The sequence below is a fragment of the Cellulomonas sp. McL0606 genome (assembly GCF_058248365.1).
This window is the reverse complement of the sequence record NZ_CM177779.1, coordinates 713,998-736,118: the sequence shown is the minus strand read 5'-3', so window position 1 is coordinate 736,118 and position 22,121 is coordinate 713,998. Positions and strand designations below refer to the sequence as shown.

Here is a 22,121-nt window from a genome sequence, read left to right as displayed (position 1 = left end):
CGCACGACTGCCCGGGTGCGATCCTCGCACCCGGGCAGCGGTCCGACCATGCGAGCGGGGCTAGTTGCGGAAGATCGCGAGGATCCGCAGCAGCTCGAGGTAGAGCCAGATCAGGGTGACGACGAGACCGAAGGCGGCGACCCAGGCGAGCTTCGCCGGGACGCCCTTGTCGACCCCCCGCTTGATCGAGTCGAAGTCGATGATGAGGCTCGCGGCGGCCAGGCCGACCGCGATCAGCCCGACGGCGATGCCGAGCCAGCCCGAGCGCAGCGGACCGAAGTCGTGCATGCCGGTGAACAGCCACAGCACCACGTTGATCAGCGAGAACAGGCAGTAGCCGATCAGGCCGAGCAGGACGGTGCGACGGAACTTGTCCGTGACGCGGACCTTGCCGGACCGGAACAGGATCAGCGAGACCGCGAAGACGGACAGCGTGGCCAGCACGGCCTGCCCGACGATCCCGTTCCACTGGTCCTCGTAGAACTTGCTGAGGCCGCCGAGGAACATCCCCTCGAACGCCGCGTAGAGCAGGATCAGTGGCGGGCTCGGCTGCTTCTTGAACGCGTTGACCAGACCGAGCACCAGGCCGACGATCGCGCCGACGAACCACAGGCCGGGCGCGAGCACCCAGGTCGCGGCGCCGACGACGACCAGGATCGCCAGCAGCCCGGCCGTGCGGATGATGACGTCGTCGTACGTCATGCGCCGGGTGTCGCGCGCGGTCGCCGACGGCGAGCCGTACAGGGCCTCGAGAGAGGCGGCGTCGGTCGCGGCTGCACCGGTGGTGGCGTACGTCGTGGCGCCCGCCGGGGCGGGCTTCTGCCCACGGCGCTGGACCGGGTCCTGGAACACAGGACTGTTGTCGAAGATCGGGTTGGCCATGGCGTCCTCCTGGACGGATCGGGCGCGTCTGTACGAGTCTGTCACCGTAGCGAACGCCGTGGGACCGGGGATCGTTCCAGTCGATGTGTCCCATCCTCCGATCGGAGCGGCGTCCTCCTCCCATGGGTCGATGCAGCGGGTCAGGAATGCCGCCTAGGGTCGTCCCTGGAAGTTCTCGTGCACGTGCTCCCGACGATGAGGATCTGGCAATGATCGAGGCACAAGGCCTGACCAAGAGATACGGACCGAAGACCGCGGTCGACGACATCACGTTCACCGTGGAGCCGGGCCGGGTGACCGGGTTCCTCGGTCCCAACGGCGCCGGCAAGTCCACCACGATGCGCATGATCATGGGTCTGGACCGCCCGACGGCCGGTTCGGTGTCCGTGAACGGCAAGCCCTACGTGCAGCACCACTCGCCGCTGACCGAGGTGGGCGCACTGCTCGAGGCCAAGGCGGTCCACACCGGCCGAAGCGCCCGCAACCACCTGCGCGCGCTCGGCGCGACGCACGGCATCGGCAACAAGCGTGTCGACGAGGTAATCTCGATGACCGGTCTCGACGCGGTCGCCAAGCGCCGGGTCGGCGGCTTCTCGCTCGGCATGGGCCAGCGGCTCGGCATCGCGGCCGCCCTGATCGGCGACCCGCACACCCTGATCCTCGACGAGCCGGTCAACGGGCTCGACCCCGAGGGCGTGCTGTGGGTCCGCAACCTCGTGCGCTACCTCGCCTCCGAGGGACGGACCGTGTTCCTGTCCTCGCACCTGATGAGCGAGATGGCCCTGACCGCCGACCACCTGCTCGTCATCGGGCGCGGCCGCATCATCACCTCCGGTCCGACCGCGACCGTGATCGCCCAGGCGACGCAGGCGACCGTCCGCGTCGTGTCCCCGCAGGCCACCGACCTGGCCGGCCTGCTCCAGGGCCCCGACGTCACGGTGACGTCCGACGAGGCCGGCGTGCTCACCATCATCGGCGCGACGACCGTGCAGGTGGGCGAGCTCGCCGCTGCCAACCGTCTGGTCCTGCACGAGCTGACGCCGGTCTCCGGCTCGCTCGAGGAGGCCTACATGACCCTGACCCAGGACTCGGTCGAGTACCACTCGTCCGAGGTCCCCACCGAGCACACGCAGGAGGTCGCACGATGAGCACCGCCGTCGCCACCCCACCGGCCACCCCGACCGTCACGGCTCGCAAGGGCAAGCTCTCGTTCCCGCACCTGCTGCGCAGCGAGTGGATCAAGTTCTGGTCGGTCCGCTCGACCTTCTGGACGCTCGCGATCTTCCTGTTCACGGTGGTCGCCCTCGTCGTCCTCATCACGCTGGCGATCCACAACGCGCCGCCCGAGTCGCAGGGCGGTCCTTCCGACGCCGACCGGTCCGACCCGCTCAACGCGTTCCAGGCGGCCGTCTACCTCGGCCAGTTCGCCGTGGCGATCCTGGGTGCGCTGACCATCACCGGCGAGTACACCACGGGCATGATCCGGACCAGCCTAACGGCCGCACCCAAGCGGCTGCCGGTGCTGTGGTCCAAGGGGCTCGTGGCCGCGCTCTCGATGCTGGCGTTCAGCCTGGTGACGGTCGCCGCCTCGGCGGGCCTGCAGTGGCTGTTCTTCAACGGCGTCGGGATCGGTGTCGATCTGGGCAACTCCCAGCAGGTGCGCGCCCTGTTCGGCACGGCGCTGTACATCGCCACGATCGGCGTGCTCGCGTTTGCGTTCGGCGCGCTCATGCGCCACTCGGCGGCGGCAGTGTCGACGATCCTCGGGCTCCTGCTCGTGATCCCGATCATCTTCGCGATCGTGCCCTGGAAGCCGCTGAAGTACGTCGAGCCGTTCCTGCCGGGCTCCGCCGGTCAGAGCATCACCATGACGGACGCGCAGATCGCGCAGAACGTCGCCGGCACGGTCGGCGCGCACCTGACGGCGTGGCAGGGCTACGGCGTGCTCGTCGCATGGGTGGTCGTGGTCCTCGGGGTCGCGGCGTACCTGCTCAAGCGTCGCGACGCCTGACGCTGCCGGACGAAGGGGGCGGTCCTCGTCGACCGCCCCCTTCGTCGTCCCTCAGACCAGCTCGCCCAGCGCCTCCTCGGGGGCGCCCTCGAGCGCCTCGGCGTCCTTGTTCCAGCGCGACCACAGGACGCGCTCGCCCACGGAGCGGGCCATCAGGTGACCCGTCACCAGGAACGCCACGACGCCCACCGCGAGCACCCCGAACGCCACCCAGAGCGGCGACGCCAGGCCGACGTGCTCGGCCAGCAGGCCGGCCACGACGGGAGCGGGCGCCGCGAAGCCCCAGCGCACCAGGTTGAACGCGCCGGTGGTCACGCGGCGGTCGGGCGAACCCATGGCCAGCGCCAGGTCCGTGAGGTTGGCGTTGCAGATGCCCATCGCGACGCCCGCGACGACCAGGACGACGACCGACTGCGCGGTGCTGTGAGAGGTCGCCAGGCCGACGAGCGTGACCAGCAGGACAGTGATCGCCAGGCCGACGGTCTGCACGGCGCCGAAGCGGTGCGCGAGCCGGTGCCCGACCACCAGGATGCCGACCGCGAGCCCGATGCCCCAGGCGGTGAACACGAGGCCGAGCGGGACGACATCCAGGCCGAGGAAGATCGGCGTGTAGCCCAGCACGATGAAGAACACGAAGTTGTAGGTGGCCGTGACCACCGACAGGGCGACGAACGCCGGGCGACGGAACGGCTGGAACACCTCGGTGAACCGCAGCGGCGCCGGCTTCTCCTCGGGATCCTTCAGGCGCGTGACGGCGATGACGAGCGCAGCGACCATGAACATCCCGCACAGGAAGAACGGCACGCGCCAGCTGATCTGGCCGAGCAGGCCGCCGATCAGCGGACCGCCGGCGAACCCGAGCCCGACGCAGGTCTCGAAGCTCCACCACCCACTTCTTGTCGCTCGCGAGCGAGACCAGCAGGGCCATGGCCGTCGCGAAGAACATCGCATTGCCCAGCCCCCAGAGCCCGCGCAGCGCGGCGAGCGGCACGATCCCGTTGGACAGCGAGGCGAGGACGGCGGCGACGGCGACCGTGCTCACGCCCGCGATGAGCACCTTCTTGTAGCCGAACCGACCGGTCGCCATGACGGCCGGGATCATGCCGAGGGCCATCACGCCGATGTAGGCGGTGAACAGCAGCTCGATCTGCCATGTCGTCGCCCCGATCGCCGCGCCGATGGCCGGCAGGATCGGGTCGACGATGGCGATGCCGGCGATGGCGAAGAACGCGGTGAGCGCGGTCGCGTAGATCGCGGTCTTGTGGGGTTCGATGCGGGTGGAGGCCACGGACGTCGGTCCTTTATCTGTATGGTGCAGGTACTTACCTGTATGCTACATCCAGATCCCCCTGACCGAAAGTTCGCACGCCGAGGCTCGTACCCCGAGAGTGAGCCCATGTCACACGACGACGCCGTGACCGAGATCGAGGCCCAGGTGGCCCTCCTGCTGCGCCTGGCCGACCGGAACCGACGCGCGAGCGACCGCCTGAACGTGACGCTCGAGCGCTCGGCGTACCTGGTGCTCCGCCTGCTTAACACCACTGGACCGGTGGGCATCAACGCGATCGCGGACCACCTGCGGCTGGACGCGTCGACGATCACCCGCCAGGTGCTGGCCATGGAGGCCGCCGGGCTCGTCACGCGCGAGCGGGACCCACGCGACGGTCGGCGCGCGGTGGTGACCGAGACCCCCGCCGGCGTCGAGGCGCTCGCGCGGACGCGCGTCGCGCGCGCCGAGGTCTACAACGACGTGCTCACCGGATGGAGCACCACGGACCGCGAGCTGCTCGCCCACCTGCTGACCAGGCTCAACGACGACCTGGACGCGCACGCCGGCCGGTCCTGAGGCGGGTTCGGGCTAGCGTGGAGCCATTCCCGAACGAAGGACACCGATGACCGACGCTCCGGCCGCCAAGGCCAAGACCCGCCCCGCACCGTTCGTCGCGGAGGTGCTCCGCACCGAACAGCTCTCGGCGACGATGGTCCGGGTGGTCGTCGGCGGACCCGGCCTGGCCGCGTTCGATCCCTCGCCGCACGCCGACTCCTACGTCAAGGTCGTGTTCCTGCCGGCTGGGGCCCCGCGTCCGCTGCGCGACGACGGCCGGCTCGACATCGAGGCCGTGCGGGCGTCCCTGGCGCCGGACGAGCAGCCGCGGCAGCGCGCGTACACGGTCCGCGGCTACGCAGCCGGTGAGCTCACGCTCGACTTCGTGGTGCACGGCGACGAGGGCGTCGCGGGTCCCTGGGCGGAGGGGGCGAAGGTCGGCGACGAGGTGCTGGTCCAGGGCCCGGGCGGCGCCTGGTCGCCCGACCCGACCGCCGCGTCCTACCTGTTCGCGGGCGACGCCAGCGCGCTGCCCGCGATCGCCGTCGCGCTCGAGCGGCTCGCGCCCGACGCCGTCGGCCACGTCGTGATCGAGGTGCACGACGCCGAGGACGAGGTCCCCCTCACCGCGCCGGCCGGGGTTCTCGTGCACTGGGTGCACCAGGGCTTCGGCGTGCCCGGGCTGGCCCTCGTCGACGGCGTCGCCGCGCTGCCGCCGCTGCCGCACCCCGTCAGCGCGTTCGTGCACGGCGAGGCCGGTGCCGTCCGCGAGCTGCGCCGCCACGTGCGCACCGAGCGCGGCGTCGGGCGCGACCAGCTGTCCGTGTCGGGCTACTGGCGCCTGGGCGCCGACGACGAAGGCTGGCGCGCCACCAAGCGCGACTGGCTCGCCACGATCGAGCAGTCCGAGGTGGCCGCGGGCCTCGCCTGAGGAACCACCCACCGAACGCGTGACGGTGCGAGCGGGCCGGCGTGCCCCCGCCGGGATTTGAACCCGGACTGGGCCGGGTTTAAGCCGGCTGCCTCTGCCAGTTGGGCTACGGGGGCGGACGCCGCTCATCCTGCCAGGGAACGACGAGGCCCCCGGCCCGCGAGGGACCGGGGGCTCGTCGACGAGCGTCAGGCCGAGGCGGCCTTCTTCTCCTTCACCGGCGCAGCGGCGGACTCCTCGACCACGCGCGGCTTGGCCGGCACGGACGCGGCGCGGAACTCGGCGCGCGGGTCGTGCAGGCTGCCGAGCGCGACGACCTCGCGGCGGAGCAGCAGCGCGCCGGTCCAGCCGGCGGCGATGCGGATCTTGCGGTTGAAGGTCGGCATGGCGGCGACGTGGTACGAGCGGTGCAGGACCCAGGCGAGGAAGCCCTTGACCTTGATCCGGCCGAACATCTGCGCGACGCCCTTGTACATGCCGAGCGAGGCGACGGCGCCGATGTTCTTGTGCTTGTACTCGGTGGGCGGGGCCGAGCGGAGGACGCGGGCCAGGTTGTCGCCGAGGTGGTTGCCCTCGCGCAGCGCGTGCTGGGCGTTGGGCGGGCAGAACTTGCCGGGGTTGTAGAGGTCCGGCACCGCGGCGCAGTCACCGGCGCCGTACGCGTCGGGGACGACCGTGCCGTCCTCCTGCGTCACCTGGAGGTAGGCGTTGCAGATGAGTCGGCCCATCTTGTCCAGCGGCAGGTCCGAGTTCTGCAGCACCGGGTTGGCCTTGACGCCCGCGGTCCAGACGATGGTCTCGGCGTCGAACTCTTCCTTGTTCGACAGGACCACGTGACCGTCGACGCAGCTGGACAGGAACGTGGAGAGGTAGATCTCGATGTCGCGCTTGCGCAGGACCTGGAGCGTGTAGCCGCCCAGCTCCTCGCTGACCTCGGGCAGGATGCGCGGCGAGCCCTCGACCAGGACGAAGCGCATCTCCTCCTGCTCGATGGCCTTGTAGTACTTCACCGCGGACCGGGCCATGTCCTCGACCTCACCGAGCGCCTCGACGCCGGCGAAGCCGCCTCCGACGAAGACGAACGTGAGCATCTTGCGACGCAGCTCCGGGTCCCAGGTGCTGGCGGCCATGTCGATGCGGTTGAGCACGTGGTCGCGCAGCGCGATGGCCTCTTCGACGTTCTTGAAGCCGATCGCGACCTCCGCGAGGCCGGGGATGGGCAACGTGCGAGCGACCGAGCCCAGGCCGACGACGAGGTGGTCGTAGGTGATCCAGTAGGCCTCGCCCTCCTCGGGCGTGATCTCGACCGTGCGCTCGCCGTGGTTGATCTGGCTGACCTTGCCCTGGAGCACGTCGACACCCTTGAGCGCGCGGCGGTGCGGGGCGACCACGTAGCGCGCGTCGATGGACCCGGCGGCGGCCTCGGGCAGGAAGGGGGCGTACGTCATGTACGGGCGCGGGTCGACGACGACGATCGCAGCCTCGCGCTTGCCCAGACGCTTGCGCAGCCGGCGCGCGGTGTACAGGCCAACGGTACCGCCGCCGAGCACCACGACGCGGGGAACCTTGCGGGGCTTGGCCGAGCGCACCGGCGACTCCACGGTGGCCGGGCTGCTGGCGACGTCCGAGGAAGAAGGCATGCCTCAACGGTAGCGGCGCAGGACCCTGGACGTCCTGCCCGAACCCGGTGATCATGCGCACAGTGCACTCCCAGGGGGTGTGAGACGGCGCACGGTCCGTGCGCCGTCCCACCGCCTCAGGGAGTCGGGACCGGCGTCGGGGCCACCGCGTCGGCCGCGACGGAGGACTCAGCCGGGGCGTCCAGGGCGGGCGCCTTGGCGAACGGGCGCGGCGGGATCGACGCCGTGGCGCTGCCGGTCAGGGCGTGGGTGCCGTCGTCGGCGAACGTGAACTGCGAGGTCGGGGCGCCCTTGAGCGGGTACACGTTCCACCGCGATCGGCCGTCGGCGTCCGTCCGGCTCACGAACGACCAGGGCTCCTTGGTCTCCGGGAAGAAGAACTGGCCGGCGCCGTTGTCGAAGGTCGTGCGCACCGGGCGACCGCGGTCGTCGAAGATCTGGACGTCGGTGAGCGGGTTGCCCGCCGCGTCGTACGCGAACAGGTTGCTCACCTGGATCCCGTCCACGACGACGCCGTCGACGGCCTTGTCCTTGTAGACCACCTGCGTCTGGACCGACGGGCTGAACGCGCCCCGGGCGTAGCTGTCGTAGACCGTCTCCCAGCGGTGCACCTGGCCCTGGACGGTCACGAAGACCGGGAGCACCAGGACCACGGACGCGACGTTGGCGGCGCCCGCGACCCAGGAGAACGACCGCGACCTGTTCCACATGCCGCGTCCCCACTGCACGCTGAGCACGACCGCGACCGCGAGCACCACCCACTGGACGAGGCTTCGCGGCAGCCACCGCATCGTCGTCGCCCCCGCCAGGTAGCAGAGGACCTGGTAGCCGACCCAGCCGCGCAGGATCCACCAGAACGGGCGCAGCGCGACGAGGAACGACTCGACCGGCGGCCAGAACGGCTTCTCGCGGAGCGCGCCCAGGAGCGTGCGACCTCCCCGCCGGACCGCGCGCACCGGCGTGCCCAGCACCTCGCGGGTGGTACGACGGGCCGCCTCGACGGCCACTGGCGCCAGCCCGGCCGCGGCCCGCAGCTCGGCGGCGTACTCCTGAGGCGGTCCGAACTGTTCGAGCACCCCGCGGCCGTGCGCGTTGTGGCGCTCGTCGGCGAGCGCGTCGGCCAGGTCCGCCTCGAGGTCGTCGGTGAGGTCCTCGACCTGCTCGGGGGCCAGCCCGTCGAGTGCGGCGCGGACGGCCGCGGCGTACGCGGCGACGTCCATGACGTCCGTGGTCTCCAGCACGCTCATCGCACGACCTCCGTCCCGAGCAGGCGCCCCATCGTGCCCGCGAACTCCTGCCAGTCCTTGCGCTGGGCGTCGAGCATGGCCCGGCCCTGGGCGTTGATCCCGTAGTACTTGCGGTGCGGGCCCTCATCGCTGGGCACGACGTAGGACGTCAGCGCTCCCGACGAGTAGAGCCGGCGCAGCGTCCCGTAGACCGACGCGTCGCCGACCTCCTCGATGCCCGCGGCGCGGAGCCGCCGGACCACGTCGTACCCGTACCCGTCCTCGTCGGAGACGACGGCGAGCACGGCCAGGTCCAGCACCCCCTTGAGCAGCTGGGTGGTGTCCATGCGACCTCCCTGTCCGGTCTGGTGCGGGGGACCCCCTGCGACCCCCGCGAGCGCGACGCTATTACACAGTGCGCACTACCGTCCAGAGTGAACCACCGGCGTGTCGCGCCCGTCGTTCAGCGGGTCGCGACGCTCCACGCGATGCCGTCGAGGATGTCGTGCTCGGAGGTGACCACGTCGGTCAGCTTCTCCCCGCCCCGCGCGACCTCGTCACGCACCCGGGCGACCACCTCGTGCCAGACCAGGGCGCCGGCACCGATCACGTCGACCCGTCCCGGGTGCATGAACGGCAGCGCCGCGCGCTCGGCGTGGTTGCGGGCCAGCAGGTCGTCGCAGGCCGCGAGCACCTGTGCGACCGGCAGGACCGACCCGTCGATGGCCTGAGGGTCGTAGGTGGCCAGGCCGAGCGCGTGTGCCGTCACCGTGGTCACGGTGCCGGCCAGCCCGACCAGCGTGACCGCCCTGCCCAGCGGGACGTGGGCCGAGGCCGTGTCGAGGGCGGCGTGGATGTCACGCCGGGATCGCGCGATCTCGTCGACGGTCGGCGGGTCGGAGTGCAGGTGCCGCTCGGTCAGCCGGACGCAGCCGACGTCCATCGAGTACGCGGCCTCGACGGTGTCGCTCCCCAGCACCAGCTCCGTCGAGCCGCCGCCCAGGTCCACGACGAGGAACGGACCCGGATGCCGTCCCGCCAGCACGCCCGTGGCGCCACGGAAGGACAGCTCCGCCTCCTCGGTGCCCTCGACGACCTCGGGCTCCACGCCGAGCGCGTCACGCACCCCGTCGACGAAGTCCGCTCGGTTCTCGGCATCGCGGGAGGCGGACGTCGCGACGAACCGGATCGCCTCGACCCCGAGCGAGGTGCAGATGTCGTTGTACCGCCGGGCCGCGTCGAGCGTCCGCTCGAGGGCCTCCGGGGCGATCCGACCGGTCCGGTCCACGCCCTGCCCGAGCCGGACCACCTCCATCCGCCGGTCCAGGTCCACCAGGGTGCCGGCCGACGGATCGACGTCCGCCACCAGCAACCGGATCGAGTTGGTCCCGCAGTCGATGGCAGCCACACGCGTCACGCGCTCATCCTCGCACCCCGGCACGGCCGGTCCGGGTCAGCAGGTGCAGCGGTCCGGGCGCCACTCGTCGCGGATGAGGGCCAGGACCTCGTCGCCGATCGGGTTCACGCCCGGCCCCGCCGCGAGCGCGTGCCCGACCAGGACGTGCAAGCACTTGACCCGGGTGGGCATGCCGCCCGCGGAGATGCCGGCGATCTCCTCGACGTGACCGAGTCCTCCACGGTCGGCCAGGTACGCCTCGTGCGCGCGCCGGTAGGCGGCCGCGACTCCTCGTCGTCGACGAGCCGGGCGGTGAGCTCCTCCTCCATCAGACCCGTCGCCTCACGCGTGCTCACCGCCGCGACCGCGGGCGGGTTCGTGAGGTAGTAGGTGGTCGGGAACGGGGTGCCGTCGTCGAGGCGAGGGGCCGTGCGCACCACGAGCGGGCGGCCGCAGACGCACCGGGCCGCGATGCCGACGACACCTCGGGGCGGCCGGCCGAGCTGTTCGGCCAGCACGGCGATGTCCTGGTCGGTCACGGCGTCCAGCGGCGTGCGTGTCACGAGAGAAAGGTCCGTTCGGGTCGCGGGTGCGTCAGCCGCCCGGCGCGGGTGTCGGCGACCCATTGTCGCCCGGCGACGAGGCAGCCGGCGTCGGGGCGTCCGTGGGACGGCCGTCCTGCGTCGCCGGCACGGGCGTCGTCCCGGCCACCTGGACCGAGTCCCACACCGACGCGTACCAGGGCTGCGTCCCGCCGGTGTCCAACGCCGCGGCGGGGCCCTGCTCGACCGGGGCGGTGTCCGGCACCGTCTGCGGGTCGACCACGCGGAACGCCTTCTCCCCGGGCAGCACGAACGAGAGCCGTGCACGTGCCTGCGTGGCGACGTACGCCGGGTCGTTCCACCGGTCCAGGTCCGCCTGGAGGTCGTCGTTGCGGTGCTCGGCCGCGCTCACCTGCGCGCGCAGCTGGTCGACCTCGGCCTTCTGCCGCAGGTAGGAGTGCAGCGTCGGGTAGACCAGCACGAACGCCAGCAGCAGGACGCACCCGAACACCATCGCCCGCACCGTGAACAGTCGCGGCACCGTGAGCTGCGACCGTTCCGCCCGGGCGGTGCCGCGCGCCGGGGTGGCCGGTCCCCCTCGGGTCGCGGGGCCCGTGGCCGCGGGTCGCGACGACGCGGAGGGGCGCGATGCCGACGACGAGGGGCGCGCTGCGGAAGGGGGTCGTGGCGATGGCTTGGAGGTCGTCGACGCCCGGGGCGATCGCGAACCGTCGTCGGGCGCGCTCGTCGACCCGTCCCGCGCGCCGGATCCCGACGGCGCCGCCGTTCCCGCGGGGTGCGTCGAGGCCGCTCCCGCGCCCGTCCCGGTGCGCGGCGCCGCACGCCGCCGGGGCGCGCTCGGAGACGCCGGGCGTCGAGGGGCAGACATGGTGCGATTCTGCCCCGGCCCACGCCGAGGTCGCCGGACCCCGCTCCCTGCGGGCGCGCCGGACCGCCGCGGCGCCGAGCAGCCCGGTCATGCACGAGCGCAGCCGGCCCCGGACGCGCCGAAGGCCGGCCACCCGCGAGGGCGACCGGCCTTCCGTCGTGCTCAGCCCTTGAAGCGGGGGAAAGCCGAACGGCCCGCGTACACGGCGGCGTCGTCCAGCTCCTCCTCGATGCGCAGGATCTGGTTGTACTTGTTGATGCGCTCGCCACGGGCCGGGGCACCGGTCTTGATCTGGCCGGCGTTGGTGGCCACGGACAGGTCCGCGATCGTCGTGTCCTCGGTCTCGCCGGAGCGGTGCGAGGTCATCGTCGTGAAGCCGCTGCGCTGGGCCAGCTCGACGGCGTCCAGCGTCTCGGTCAGGGTGCCGATCTGGTTGAGCTTGACCAGCAGCGAGTTGGCCGACTTGAGCTCGATGCCCTTGCGCAGACGCTCGGGGTTGGTGACGAACAGGTCGTCGCCGACGATCTGCACCTTGTCACCGATGGTGGCGACCAGGTGGCTCCAGCCCTCCCACTCGTCCTCGGACAGCGGGTCCTCGATGGAGACCAGCGGGTAGTCGTTCACCAGCTGCTCGTAGTACGCCGACATCTCCTCGTTGGAGAGCGCCTTGCCCTCGAACTGGTAGGCGCCGTCCTTGAAGAACTCGGTGGCGGCGACGTCGAGCGCGAGGCCCACGTCGACGCCGGGCGTGAAGCCGGCCTTCTCGATGGCGACCAGGATCAGGTCCAGCGCGTCGCGGTTGCTCGGCAGGTTGGGGGCGAAGCCGCCCTCGTCGCCGAGGCCCGTGCCCAGGCCCTTGCCCTTGAGGACGGACTTGAGCGAGTGGTAGATCTCGACGCCGGTGCGCAGGGCCTCGCGGTACGTCGTGGGGCCGAACGGCGCGACCATGAACTCCTGGATGTCCACGTTGGAGTCGGCGTGCGACCCACCGTTGAGGATGTTCATCATCGGGACCGGAAGCACGTGCGCGTTGGGGCCACCGATGTAGCGGAACAGCGGCAGGTTGGCGGAGTCGGCGGCGGCCTTCGCCACGGCGAGCGAGACGCCGAGGATCGCGTTGGCGCCGAGCTTGCCCTTGTTGGCGGTGCCGTCGAGGTCGATCAGCGCGGCGTCGACCAGACGCTGCTCGGTCGCCTCGAAGCCGATGAGCTCGGGGGCGATCTCGTCGATGACCGCGTTCACGGCCTCCTCGACGCCCTTGCCCAGGTAGCGGGCCGCGTCGCCGTCACGACGCTCGACGGCCTCGAACGCACCCGTGGACGCGCCCGACGGGACGGCGGCACGGGCGATGGTGCCGTCGTCGAGGGCGACCTCGACCTCGACAGTGGGGTTGCCGCGCGAGTCCAAGATCTCGCGGGCGCCGACGGCCTCGATGCTGGCCATGGGTGCTCCTTCGACGAGCGGGTGGGTTTACGACCTCACCCTAGTGGGCCTCGGCGGCGGCCGAGTATGGACCTTCGGCCTTGGACACCGCGTCCCCGACGGCGAGCATGATCTGCTCGACCCGCTCCTTGGCGTCGCCGAACAGCATCGAGGTGTTGTCGCGGAAGAACAGCGGGTTCTGCACGCCCGCGTAGCCCGTGGCCATCGACCGCTTGAACACCACGACGCGGGCCGCCTTCCACACCTCGAGCACCGGCATGCCGGCGATCGGCGAGCCCGGGTCGTCGAGGGCTGCCGGGTTGACGGTGTCGTTGGCGCCGATCACGAGCACCACGTCCACGTCGCCCAGGTCGTCGTTGATCTCGTCCATCTCGAGCACGATGTCGTAGGGCACGCGGGCCTCGGCGAGCAGCACGTTCATGTGGCCGGGCAGCCGGCCGGCCACCGGGTGGACACCGAACCGCACGTCGATCCCGCGGGCACGCAGCTTCTCGACCAGCTCCGCGACCGGGTACTGCGCCCGCGCGACCGCCATGCCGTAGCCCGGGGTGATGACCACGCTGCGTGCCTCGAGAAGGAGCTCGGCGACGTCCGCCGCCGAGACCTCGTGGTGCACGCCCTGTTCCCCGTCCGACGCGACGACGGTCCCGCCCTCGGCGCCGAACCCACCGAGGATCACGCTGACGAACGACCGGTTCATCGCCTTGCACATGAGGTAGCTGAGGATCGCGCCGGACGACCCGACGAGCGCTCCGGTGACGATCAGCAGGTCGTTGCCGAGCATGAAGCCGGCCGCCGCGGCTGCCCACCCGGAGTAGGAGTTGAGCATCGAGACGACCACGGGCATGTCCCCGCCGCCGATCGAGGCGACCAGGTGCCACCCGAGCGCGAGGGCGACGACGGTCATGAGGACGAGTGGGACCACGCTGTGCGAGCCCAGGAACCAGACCAGCAGGCCACCCGACGCGAGCAGCATCGCCAGATTCAGCACGTTGCGGCCGGGCAGCGTGAGCGGCGCCGATCGGATCCGTGTCGACAGCTTCAGGTAGGCGACGATCGACCCGGCGAACGTCACGGCGCCGATCAGCACGCCCAGGAACACCTCGACCAGGTGCGCCGGGTCGGCCGGCTCGGTGAGGAACGAGTTGTAGCCGACGAGCACCGCCGCGAGCCCGACGAACGAGTGCAGGATCGCGATGAGCTCCGGCATCTGCGTCATCTCGACACGTCGGGCCCGCCACGTGCCGATGGTCCCGCCGATCAGGAGCACCAGCAGGATCAGCCCACCGGTCACCGGGACCGGCCGCTCGGAGTGGTCCAGCGCGAGGCCGATCGTCGCGACCAGCGCGAGGACCATGCCGACCATGCCGGCGACGTTGCCGCGGCGTGCGGTCTCCTGCTTGGACAGCCCGGCGAGGCTGAGGACGAAGAGCAGGGCGGCGAGCAGGTAGGTGGCCTGGGCCCAGGACCCGGGCACCTCAGGCATCCTTCCGGAACATGCGGATCATGCGGTTGGCGACGAGGAAGCCACCGAACACGTTGATGCTCGCGACGCTCGCCGCCACGACCGCGAGCACGGTCACCAGCGGGTCGTCGTCGCCGATCTGCAGCAGTGCGCCGACCAGGATGATCCCCGAGATCGCGTTCGTCTGGGCCATGAGCGGCGTGTGCAGCGAGTGGCTCACGTTCGAGATGACGTAGTACCCGACGATCACCGCGAGCGCGAAGACCGTGAAGTGCCCGAGGAACGCGGCCGGTGCGAACGAGATCCCGAAGAGCACGGCGACGGCGACGAGCGCGAGGACGATCGAGCGTCGCTGCGCGCGGCGCTGCGTGTCGACGGGCGGTCTCGGGACGACGGGCACGGGCACGGGCGGCACCGCCGACACGGCGACCGGCGGCGGTGGCCACAGCACCTCGCCGTCCACGGTGACAGCCATCCCGCGCTGGACCGGGTCGTCGAGGTCGAGCACCAGCTCGCCGTCCTTGCCGGGCGTGAGCAGCTCGAACAGGTGGACCACGTTGGTGCCGAACAGCTGCGAGGTGTGCTGCGGCATACGGCTGGTCAGGTCGGTGTAGCCGACGATCGTGATGCCGTCGTCGCTGACCACGACCTCCCCGGGGACCGTGAGCTCGCAGTTGCCGCCGCCCGACGCGGCCAGGTCGACGATCACGCTGCCGGGCCGCATCCCGTGCACCATCTCGGCGGTGATCGTGGTGGGCGCGTACCCCCGCACCAGCGCGGTCGTGACGACGATGTCGGCGTCGGCCGTCTCTGCCGCGTACATCCGCGCCGTGAGCACCTCCTGCTCGGCGGTCAGCGCGCTGGCATAGCCGTCCGCGCTGACCGCCTGCTGAGCCGCGGCCGCCTGCACGAACGTCGCACCCATGGACTCGATCTGCTCGCCGACCTCGGGCCGCACGTCGAACGCGCGGACCCGAGCCCCCATCGCGCCGGCCGCGCCGATGGCGGCGAGCCCGGACACCCCGGCGCCGATGACGAAGACCCGCGCCGGAGGTGTCTTGCCCGCGGCGGTCACCTGGCCGGTGAACATGCCGCCGTAGACCTGCGCCGCCTCGACGACCGCCCGGTACCCGGCGACGTTGGACAGGGTGCTCAGCACGTCGAGCGCCTGCGCCCGGGACACCCGGGGCACCGCGTCGAGAGCCAGCGCGGTCACGCCGCGTGCGTGGAAGCTCCTCGACCAGCTCGAGCCGGGTGGCCGGCGAGAGCATGGCCACGAGCACGGCCCCCGGCCGCAGCGCCCGGACCTCCTCGGCCGTCGGCGGGTTCACCTTGGCGACCACGTCCGCCGCCCACACCTCGTCGGCGTCCCCGGTCCGCGCACCCGCGACCTCGTAGGCGCCGGGGCCGAACGTGGCCCCGTCGCCCGCGCCGCGCTGCACCACCACGTCGTATCCCAGGGCCACCAGCCGGGCTACCGTCCGCGGCGTCGCCGCGACGAGCCTCTCGCCCGCCCGACTCTCCGTCGGGATGCCGATCCGCATCGATGCGCTCCTTCGTCGTCCGGCCGGGGGTGGCGTCCGGTACTGGTCAGGTCGAGCCGGTCGTGCCCTCGTTCGCTCGCAGCGCCTTCTCCCAGGCGGCGGCCGAGCGCCGCAAGGCCCCTTCGGCATCCACGCCGGTCGACCTCGCCTCGAGCACCAGCGCGAGCAGCCGGTCCCCGAGGTCGTCACCCGACGGCGCCGGCTGCTGCGCCAGTCCGGCGCGCGCAGCCCGGTCCGCGACCTTCTGCGCGCGCGCCAGCGCGCCGAGCGCGAGCGGGACGCCGTCGAGCGCCGACTCGCGCGCCTTCTCGGCGTTCTTCAGCTTGTCCCACTGCACGTGCAGGTCGGTGCCTCTTCGTCCTCTGTCGGCGGCGTCCGGTCCGAACACGTGCGGGTGCCGGCGGACCAGCTTCGCGACGAGGTCGGCGGCCACGTCGTCGACGTCGAACGGGTCGTCGGGGTCCTCCGCCGCGATCCTCGCGTGGAAGACGACCTGCAGCAGCACGTCGCCGAGCTCCTCACGCAGCCCTGCGCGGTCGCCCGTCTCGATCGCCTCGACGAGCTCGTACGTCTCCTCGAGCGCGTACGGCACCAGCGACCCGTGCGTCTGATCGGCGTCCCACGGGCAACCGCCCGGCGAGCGCAGCCGATCCATGACGCGCACCAGCTCCCGCAACGCGTCCGTCACGAGATCAGGGGGTGGCCGACGGGCTCGGACTGCTGTCCGGGTTGGTCGTCGTCCCGTCCGACGGCGGCGACGTAGTCGGCTCGATCATCCACGTCGGCGGGGTGGCCGCGGTGATGGTGTTGTTCTTGCCGAGAGTGCCGTACCGCGGGTTCACCGTGACGTCGAGCTTGGCAGTGCGCTTCGTGATCTCGGCGGTGACCGCCTCCTGGCTCGACTTGTTCGACAGGTTGGTGAACGCGACGAAGTAGCGGGCGATCGCCATCGAGGCCGGGCCGAACGTCGGGTTCGCGTCGGGCGTGGTCTGCTTGACCACCGAGTCGAGGAACGCCTTCGCGTCGGCGTCGGACGCCGCGACACCGGCCTCGGCGGCCATCTGCGTGACCGTCGGCTCGACGACGAGCACACTGAGCACTGCCGAGGGTGATGCGCCCTGGACGTACGGGCCGAGCTCGTCCAGCGCCGACTGCAGGTCGGAGGCCGGGATGGCGGTGCCGTTCACGACCGCCGCCGCACCGGGCTGCCCGGCGCATGCCGACAGCACCGCTGCCGTCGCGAGCGCCACGAGGGCACCCACCATCGAGCGCTTGCCCCACACCCTCACCGAGACCTCCTGCGTCGTCGCCCGTCGATCGGGGCTCATCGTAGGGCCACCGCCTGGGTTTTCAGGCCCGCTTGGAGCCCACCGTGGCGGCCGCGGAGACGTCCCCGCGCACGATCGCGTCGATGAACTGGCGTGCCCAGAGCATGACCTCGCGACCCTGGACCGGCTTGCCGCCGATCCGCGCGGTCATCGGCCAGGGCACCAGCGCAGTGCGGACCGCCGGCTTGAGCACCGCACCCGGGTAGAGGCGCTTGAGCCGCAGCTGCGCCGACTCGGGCAGCTCGACCGGCGCGAACCGCACGAACTTGCCCTGCGCGGTGACGTCGGACAGGCCCGCGTTCCGCACGTGCATCCGGAACTCGGCCACCTCGAACAGGTTGTCGACCGCGGCGGGCACCGGCCCGTACCGGTCGATGAGCTCGGCTCGGACGTCCCCGAGGGCCGTCGCGTCCAGGGACGCTGCGATCTTCCGGTACGCCTCGAGCCGCAGCCGCTCGTGCGCGATGTAGTCGTGCGGGATGTGGGCGTCCACCGGCAGCTCGATGGTGACGTCGGGGACCTCCTCCTCGACGTCGCCCCGGAAGTTGGCCACCGCCTCGCCCACCATCCGGATGTACAGGTCGAAGCCGACGCCCTCGATGTGACCCGACTGCTCGCCGCCCAGCAGGTTGCCGGCGCCGCGGATCTCGAGGTCCTTCATGGCCACGGCCATGCCCGCGCCCAGGTCGGTGTTCGCGGCGATCGTCTGCAACCGGTCGTGCGCCGTCTCGGTGAGCGGCTTCTCCGGTGGGTAGAGGAAGTACGAGTACGCCCGCTCGCGCCCACGGCCCACGCGGCCGCGCAGGCGCAGCTGGCTCAGGCCGAGCAGGTCGGCGCGCTCGAGGATCAGGGTGTTGGCGTTGGAGATGTCCAGCCCGGTCTCGACGATCGTCGTGCAGACCAGCACGTCGAACCGCTTCTCCCAGAAGTCGACGATGACCTGCTCGAGCTGGTGCTCGTTCATCTTCCCGTGGGCCACCGCGACCCGGGCCTCGGGCACCAGCTCCATCAGGCGCGACGCCGTCCGTTCGATCGAGTCGACCTTGTTGTGCACGTAGAACACCTGGCCCTCGCGCAGCAGCTCGCGCCGGATCGCGGCGGTGATCTGCAGCTCGTCGTACGCGCCGACGAACGTGAGCACCGGGTGCCGCTCCTCGGGCGGGGTGGCCAGCGTCGACATCTCGCGGATGCCGGTGACAGCCATCTCGAGCGTGCGCGGGATGGGGGTCGCGCTCATCGACAGCACGTCGACGTTGGTGCGCAGCGCCTTGAGCGTCTCCTTGTGCTCGACGCCGAACCGCTGCTCCTCGTCGACCACCACCAGCCCGAGGTCCTTGAAGTGCACCTCGCCGGTGATCAGGCGGTGCGTGCCGATGACGACGTCGATGGTCCCGTCGGCGAGGCCCGCGACGACCTCCTTGGACTCCTTGGGGCTCTGGAACCGGCTGAGGGCCTTCACGTTCACCGGGAAGCCGCTGTACCGCTCGCTGAACGTGTCGAGGTGCTGCTGCACCAGGAGCGTGGTCGGCACGAGCACGGCCACCTGCTTGCCGTCCTGCACGGCCTTGAACGCCGCGCGCACCGCGATCTCGGTCTTGCCATAGCCGACGTCGCCGCAGACCAGGCGGTCCATGGGGATCGGCTTCTCCATGTCGGCCTTGACCTCGTCGATGGTCGCGGCCTGGTCCGGGGTCTCCACGTACGCGAACGCGTCCTCGAGCTCGCGCTGCCAGGGCGTGTCCGGGCCGAACGCGTGCCCGGTGGTGGCCATCCGGGCGGAGTACAGCCGGATGAGCCCGCGGCGATCTCCTTGACGGCCCGCTTGGCGCGGCCCTTCGTCTTGGCCCAGTCCCCGCCGCCCATCTTGGACAGGGTGGGCGACTCGCCGCCGACGTACTTGGTCACCTGGTCGAGCTGGTCGCTGGGCACGAACAGCCGGTCGCCCGGCTGGCCCCTCTTGCTGGACGCGTACTCGATCACCAGGTACTCACGCGTGGTCGCGTTCGGTCCGGTGCCGATCGTCCGCTGCACCAGCTCCACGAACCGGCCGACACCGTGCTGCTCGTGGACAACGTGGTCGCCCGGCCGCAGCTGCAGGGGGTCGACGACGTTGCGCCGACGGCTCGGCATCCTGCGCATGTCCCGGGTGCTGGTGCCCGCGCGCCCGGTCAGGTCCGACTCCGAGAAGACGGCCAGGTGCAGCGGCTCGGCCACGAAGCCCGTCCCGACGGGGGCCGGCACCACGAGGACCACCCCGCCCTCGGGTTCGGTCTCGATCGTCGCGACGAGCCGCGCCGGCACCTCGGCCGCGCGCAGCTGCTCGACCATCCGCTGCGCGGGCCCGTGCCCCTCCGTGGCCAGCACGAGCCGCCAGCCCGCCTGCTGCAGCACGCGCACGTCGGCGACGGCCCGGTCGACCTCGCCGCGGTACTTCTCGACGTCCCGGGCCGCCAGGACGAGGGTGCGCGCGGTCGCCACCAGGTCGTCGGCCATCCCCGCGCTCGCCCGGCGCCTGGTTGCGGGCGGCCGTGTGCGGGTCGGCCTCCGTGGCCGCGTCCACGTCGAGCGTGAACGGGCTCATGGTCCACCAGCCGAGGCCGCGCACGGCCGACAGCGCGCGGACCTCCGCGAAGGACGCGAAGCTCGCCGCGGACAGGTCCAGGGGTGTCGCGGCACCGGCCGCCGCGGAGGTCCACGCGGCCGCCAGGAACTCCTGCGTCGTCGCGACGAGGTCGTGCGCCCGGCGGCGGACCCGCTCGGGGTCGATCATCACCAGCAGGCTGTCGTCACGGACAAGGTCCAGCACCGGCACCATGCGGTCCACCAGGGCGGGCGCCAGCGACTCCATGCCCTCGACCGCGATCCCCTGGCCCAGCCGGTCGAGCATGTCGGTGGCGCCCGGGAGCTGCGGGATGAGCTCGACGGCCCGCGCGCGGACCTCGTCCGTCAGCAGGATCTCCCGGCACGGCGGCGCCCAGACCCCGTGCTCGGCCACCTCGAGGCTGCGCTGGTCGGCGACGGAGAACCAGCGGATCTCCTCGACGTCCTCACCCCACAGCTCGACGCGCAGCGGGTGGTCCTCCGTGGGCGGGAACACGTCGACGATCCCGCCCCGGACCGCGAACTCCCCGCGCCGCTCGACCATGTCGACGCGGGTGTACGCGGCGCCGGCCAGCTTCTCGGCCAGGTCGGCCAGGTCCACGCGGTCGCCCGTCCTGATCGACACCGGCGCGAGGTCCCCCAGGCCGTCGACGACGGGCTGCAGCAACGCCCGGACCGGCACGACGAGCACCCGGATCGGCCCGGCGTACCCCGCACCCTCGGGGTGGGCGAGGCGACGGAACACCGCGAGCCGGCGCGCGACCGTGTCGCTGCGCGGGGACAGGCGCTCGTGCGGCAGCGTCTCCCAGGCCGGCAGGACCGCGACGTCGTCGGCACCCACGTAGCACCGGATCGCCGCGGCCAGCTCGTCGGCGTCGCGACCGGTCGCCGTCACGACGACCAGTGGACGCCGCTGCGCCAGCGCCGCCAGCAGCGGCGGGCGGATCCCGGCGGGTCCGACGACGTCGAGCTCCGCCACGGGCGCGCACCGAGTCGACCGCCTCGGCTGCGGCGGGGTCGGTCAGGAGGGCAGGGAGCAGGCCGGAGAGGTCCATGGGGTCCTTGTCGAGGCAGCAGGAACGCCCCGAATCCAGAAGGAGCCGGGGTGCGACCACCAGTCTACGAGCCGACACCGACACGCGACCGGCTAGCCTGCGCGCAGGAGCAAGCAACCGAGGGAGTGGCCGTGTCGCACGTCGTGGTGGTCGGTGCAGGGATCGTCGGGCTGGCCGTGGCCGCGCGACTGACGCACGACGGGCACCGCGTCACCGTCGTCGAGAAGGAGGACGGCCTCGCGCGGCACCAGACCGGCCGCAACTCCGGCGTCATCCACTCCGGCCTCTACTACGCGCCGGGCAGCCTCAAGGCGCGCATGTCGGTGGCGGGCGCGCGCCGCATGGCCGAGTTCGCGCGCGACCGCGGCGTCGCGGTCGAGATCACCGGCAAGCTCGTCGTGGCGACGTCCGACGACCAGGTGGCCGCTCTGCACCGGCTCGCCGACCGCGCCGGGGCGAACGGCGTGCCCGCGCAGCTCGTGGGCAAGGCCGGTGCACGCGAGCGCGAACCGCACGTCGCCTGCGTCGACGCGTTGTGGGTCGAGAGCACGGGGATCGTCGACTACGTGGGCATCTGCCGGGAGCTGGCCCTCGACGTCACCGACGGGGGCGGCCAGATCCTGGTGTCGACGCAGGTCGAGTCGGCCGACGAGCACCCCGACAGCGTCGAGGTGCGGTTCACCGACGGCACGCAGCTGCGTGCCGACGCGCTGGTCGCGTGCGCCGGACTGCAGGCCGACCGCGTGGCCCGCGCCTGCGGCCTGAGCCCCGAGGCACGCATCGTGCCGTTCCGGGGCGAGTACTTCGAGCTCACCGACCGGGCGTCCGAGCTGGTCAACGGCCTCGTGTACCCGGTGCCGGACCCCCGGTTCCCGTTCCTCGGCGTGCACCTGACCCGTATGATCGGCGGCGGCGTGCACGCTGGCCCGAACGCTGTGCTCGCCCTCGCGCGGGAGGGGTACCGCTGGCGTGACGTCGACCTGCGCGACGCCGCCGACGCCCTGACGTGGCCCGGCCTGTGGCGGATGGGCGCGCGGAACGTCGTGCCCGGGGCGCGCGAGGTGGTGCGGTCGCTGTCCCGGCACGCGTTCGCCCGCAGCCTGGCCCAGCTGGTGCCCGCGATCGTCCCGGACGACCTCGTGCCCTCCCCCGCGGGCGTGCGCGCGCAAGCCGTCGCGCGGGACGGGTCGCTCGTCGACGACTTCCTGGTGCAGCGCACCGGGCGGCAGGTGCACGTGCTCAACGCGCCCTCGCCGGCCGCGACCTGCGCCCTGGAGATCGCCGACCACCTGGTGGGTGGGCTCGCGGTCTGACAGCGGGTTCACAGACTTGGACCGAACGTG

General features: G+C 72.0%; 15 protein-coding genes, 1 tRNA gene and 4 pseudogenes. 5 read left to right on the top strand and 15 right to left on the bottom strand.

Annotated features, from left to right (window positions below; all coding sequences use genetic code 11):
* Positions 1-60 precede the first annotated feature (60 nt).
* Complete coding sequence (locus tag AC38ZX_RS03765) at positions 61-882, bottom strand: Bax inhibitor-1/YccA family protein (RefSeq protein WP_426594525.1); 822 nt, start codon at positions 880-882, stop codon at positions 61-63.
* Positions 883-1,091: 209 nt separating this feature from the next.
* Here AC38ZX_RS03765 and AC38ZX_RS03760 point away from each other — a divergent pair, with 209 nt between their 5' ends.
* Complete coding sequence (locus AC38ZX_RS03760; RefSeq protein WP_426594524.1) at positions 1,092-2,030, top strand: ABC transporter ATP-binding protein; 939 nt, start codon at positions 1,092-1,094, stop codon at positions 2,028-2,030.
* Positions 2,027-2,893 (top strand): ABC transporter permease subunit, encoded by an 867-nt coding sequence (locus tag AC38ZX_RS03755; protein WP_426594523.1) that lies wholly within the window; start codon positions 2,027-2,029, stop codon positions 2,891-2,893. The genes AC38ZX_RS03760 and AC38ZX_RS03755 overlap by 4 nt, the downstream gene beginning before the upstream one ends.
* A 51-nt stretch (positions 2,894-2,944) precedes the next feature.
* Here the strand turns inward: AC38ZX_RS03755 and AC38ZX_RS03750 are convergent.
* Positions 2,945-4,073, bottom strand: a pseudogene (locus AC38ZX_RS03750) (MFS transporter).
* Positions 4,074-4,307: 234 nt separating this feature from the next.
* On the opposite strand from AC38ZX_RS03750, the gene AC38ZX_RS03745 reads away from it, so the two are divergent.
* Positions 4,308-4,739 (top strand): MarR family winged helix-turn-helix transcriptional regulator, encoded by a 432-nt coding sequence (locus AC38ZX_RS03745; RefSeq protein ID WP_491296385.1) that lies wholly within the window; start codon positions 4,308-4,310, stop codon positions 4,737-4,739.
* A gap of 46 nt (positions 4,740-4,785) precedes the next feature.
* On the top strand, positions 4,786-5,649 hold the full coding sequence (locus AC38ZX_RS03740) for a siderophore-interacting protein (protein WP_426594519.1): 864 nt from the start codon (positions 4,786-4,788) through the stop codon (positions 5,647-5,649).
* Positions 5,650-5,691: 42 nt separating this feature from the next.
* On the opposite strand, the gene AC38ZX_RS03735 is transcribed toward AC38ZX_RS03740, so the two are convergent.
* From AC38ZX_RS03735 to mfd, 13 genes and pseudogenes are all read right to left on the bottom strand, one after another.
* Positions 5,692-5,765: transfer RNA gene (locus tag AC38ZX_RS03735), tRNA-Leu, on the bottom strand.
* Between the two features lie 72 nt (positions 5,766-5,837).
* On the bottom strand, positions 5,838-7,289 hold the full coding sequence (locus AC38ZX_RS03730; protein WP_491296384.1) for an NAD(P)/FAD-dependent oxidoreductase: 1,452 nt from the start codon (positions 7,287-7,289) through the stop codon (positions 5,838-5,840).
* A gap of 116 nt (positions 7,290-7,405) precedes the next feature.
* Complete coding sequence (locus tag AC38ZX_RS03725) at positions 7,406-8,536, bottom strand: HAAS signaling domain-containing protein (RefSeq protein ID WP_491296383.1); 1,131 nt, start codon at positions 8,534-8,536, stop codon at positions 7,406-7,408.
* Positions 8,533-8,862, bottom strand: a complete 330-nt coding sequence (locus tag AC38ZX_RS03720) for a PadR family transcriptional regulator (protein ID WP_426594515.1) — start codon at positions 8,860-8,862, stop codon at positions 8,533-8,535. Before AC38ZX_RS03720 ends, AC38ZX_RS03725 begins: the two co-directional genes overlap by 4 nt.
* A gap of 116 nt (positions 8,863-8,978) precedes the next feature.
* Positions 8,979-9,932, bottom strand: a complete 954-nt coding sequence (locus AC38ZX_RS03715) for a Ppx/GppA phosphatase family protein (RefSeq protein WP_491296382.1) — start codon at positions 9,930-9,932, stop codon at positions 8,979-8,981.
* 36 nt (positions 9,933-9,968) lie between these two features.
* Positions 9,969-10,474, bottom strand: a pseudogene (locus AC38ZX_RS03710) (DUF501 domain-containing protein).
* Between the two features lie 31 nt (positions 10,475-10,505).
* Positions 10,506-10,994 (bottom strand): FtsB family cell division protein, encoded by a 489-nt coding sequence (locus AC38ZX_RS03705; RefSeq protein WP_491296381.1) that lies wholly within the window; start codon positions 10,992-10,994, stop codon positions 10,506-10,508.
* 510 nt (positions 10,995-11,504) lie between these two features.
* Positions 11,505-12,785, bottom strand: coding sequence for a phosphopyruvate hydratase (gene eno / locus AC38ZX_RS03700; protein ID WP_491296380.1), 1,281 nt, complete (start codon positions 12,783-12,785; stop codon positions 11,505-11,507).
* 40 nt (positions 12,786-12,825) lie between these two features.
* Entirely contained in the window at positions 12,826-14,262 is a 1,437-nt protein-coding gene (pntB, locus tag AC38ZX_RS03695; protein ID WP_426594510.1) for a Re/Si-specific NAD(P)(+) transhydrogenase subunit beta, read from the bottom strand.
* Position 14,263: 1 nt separating this feature from the next.
* Positions 14,264-15,794 (bottom strand): annotated as a pseudogene (locus AC38ZX_RS03690) (Re/Si-specific NAD(P)(+) transhydrogenase subunit alpha).
* Positions 15,795-15,840: 46 nt separating this feature from the next.
* Complete coding sequence (locus tag AC38ZX_RS03685; RefSeq protein ID WP_491296378.1) at positions 15,841-16,482, bottom strand: nucleoside triphosphate pyrophosphohydrolase; 642 nt, start codon at positions 16,480-16,482, stop codon at positions 15,841-15,843.
* A gap of 4 nt (positions 16,483-16,486) precedes the next feature.
* A complete protein-coding gene (locus tag AC38ZX_RS03680; RefSeq protein ID WP_491296377.1) occupies positions 16,487-17,122 on the bottom strand; it encodes a SurA N-terminal domain-containing protein in 636 nt (211 codons plus the stop codon).
* Positions 17,123-17,144: 22 nt separating this feature from the next.
* Positions 17,145-20,778: pseudogene (gene mfd, locus AC38ZX_RS03675) on the bottom strand (transcription-repair coupling factor).
* Between the two features lie 131 nt (positions 20,779-20,909).
* Between mfd and lhgO the strand changes: the two are divergent.
* Positions 20,910-22,091, top strand: coding sequence for an L-2-hydroxyglutarate oxidase (gene lhgO, locus AC38ZX_RS03670; protein ID WP_426594505.1), 1,182 nt, complete (start codon positions 20,910-20,912; stop codon positions 22,089-22,091).
* Positions 22,092-22,121: the final 30 nt, after the last annotated feature.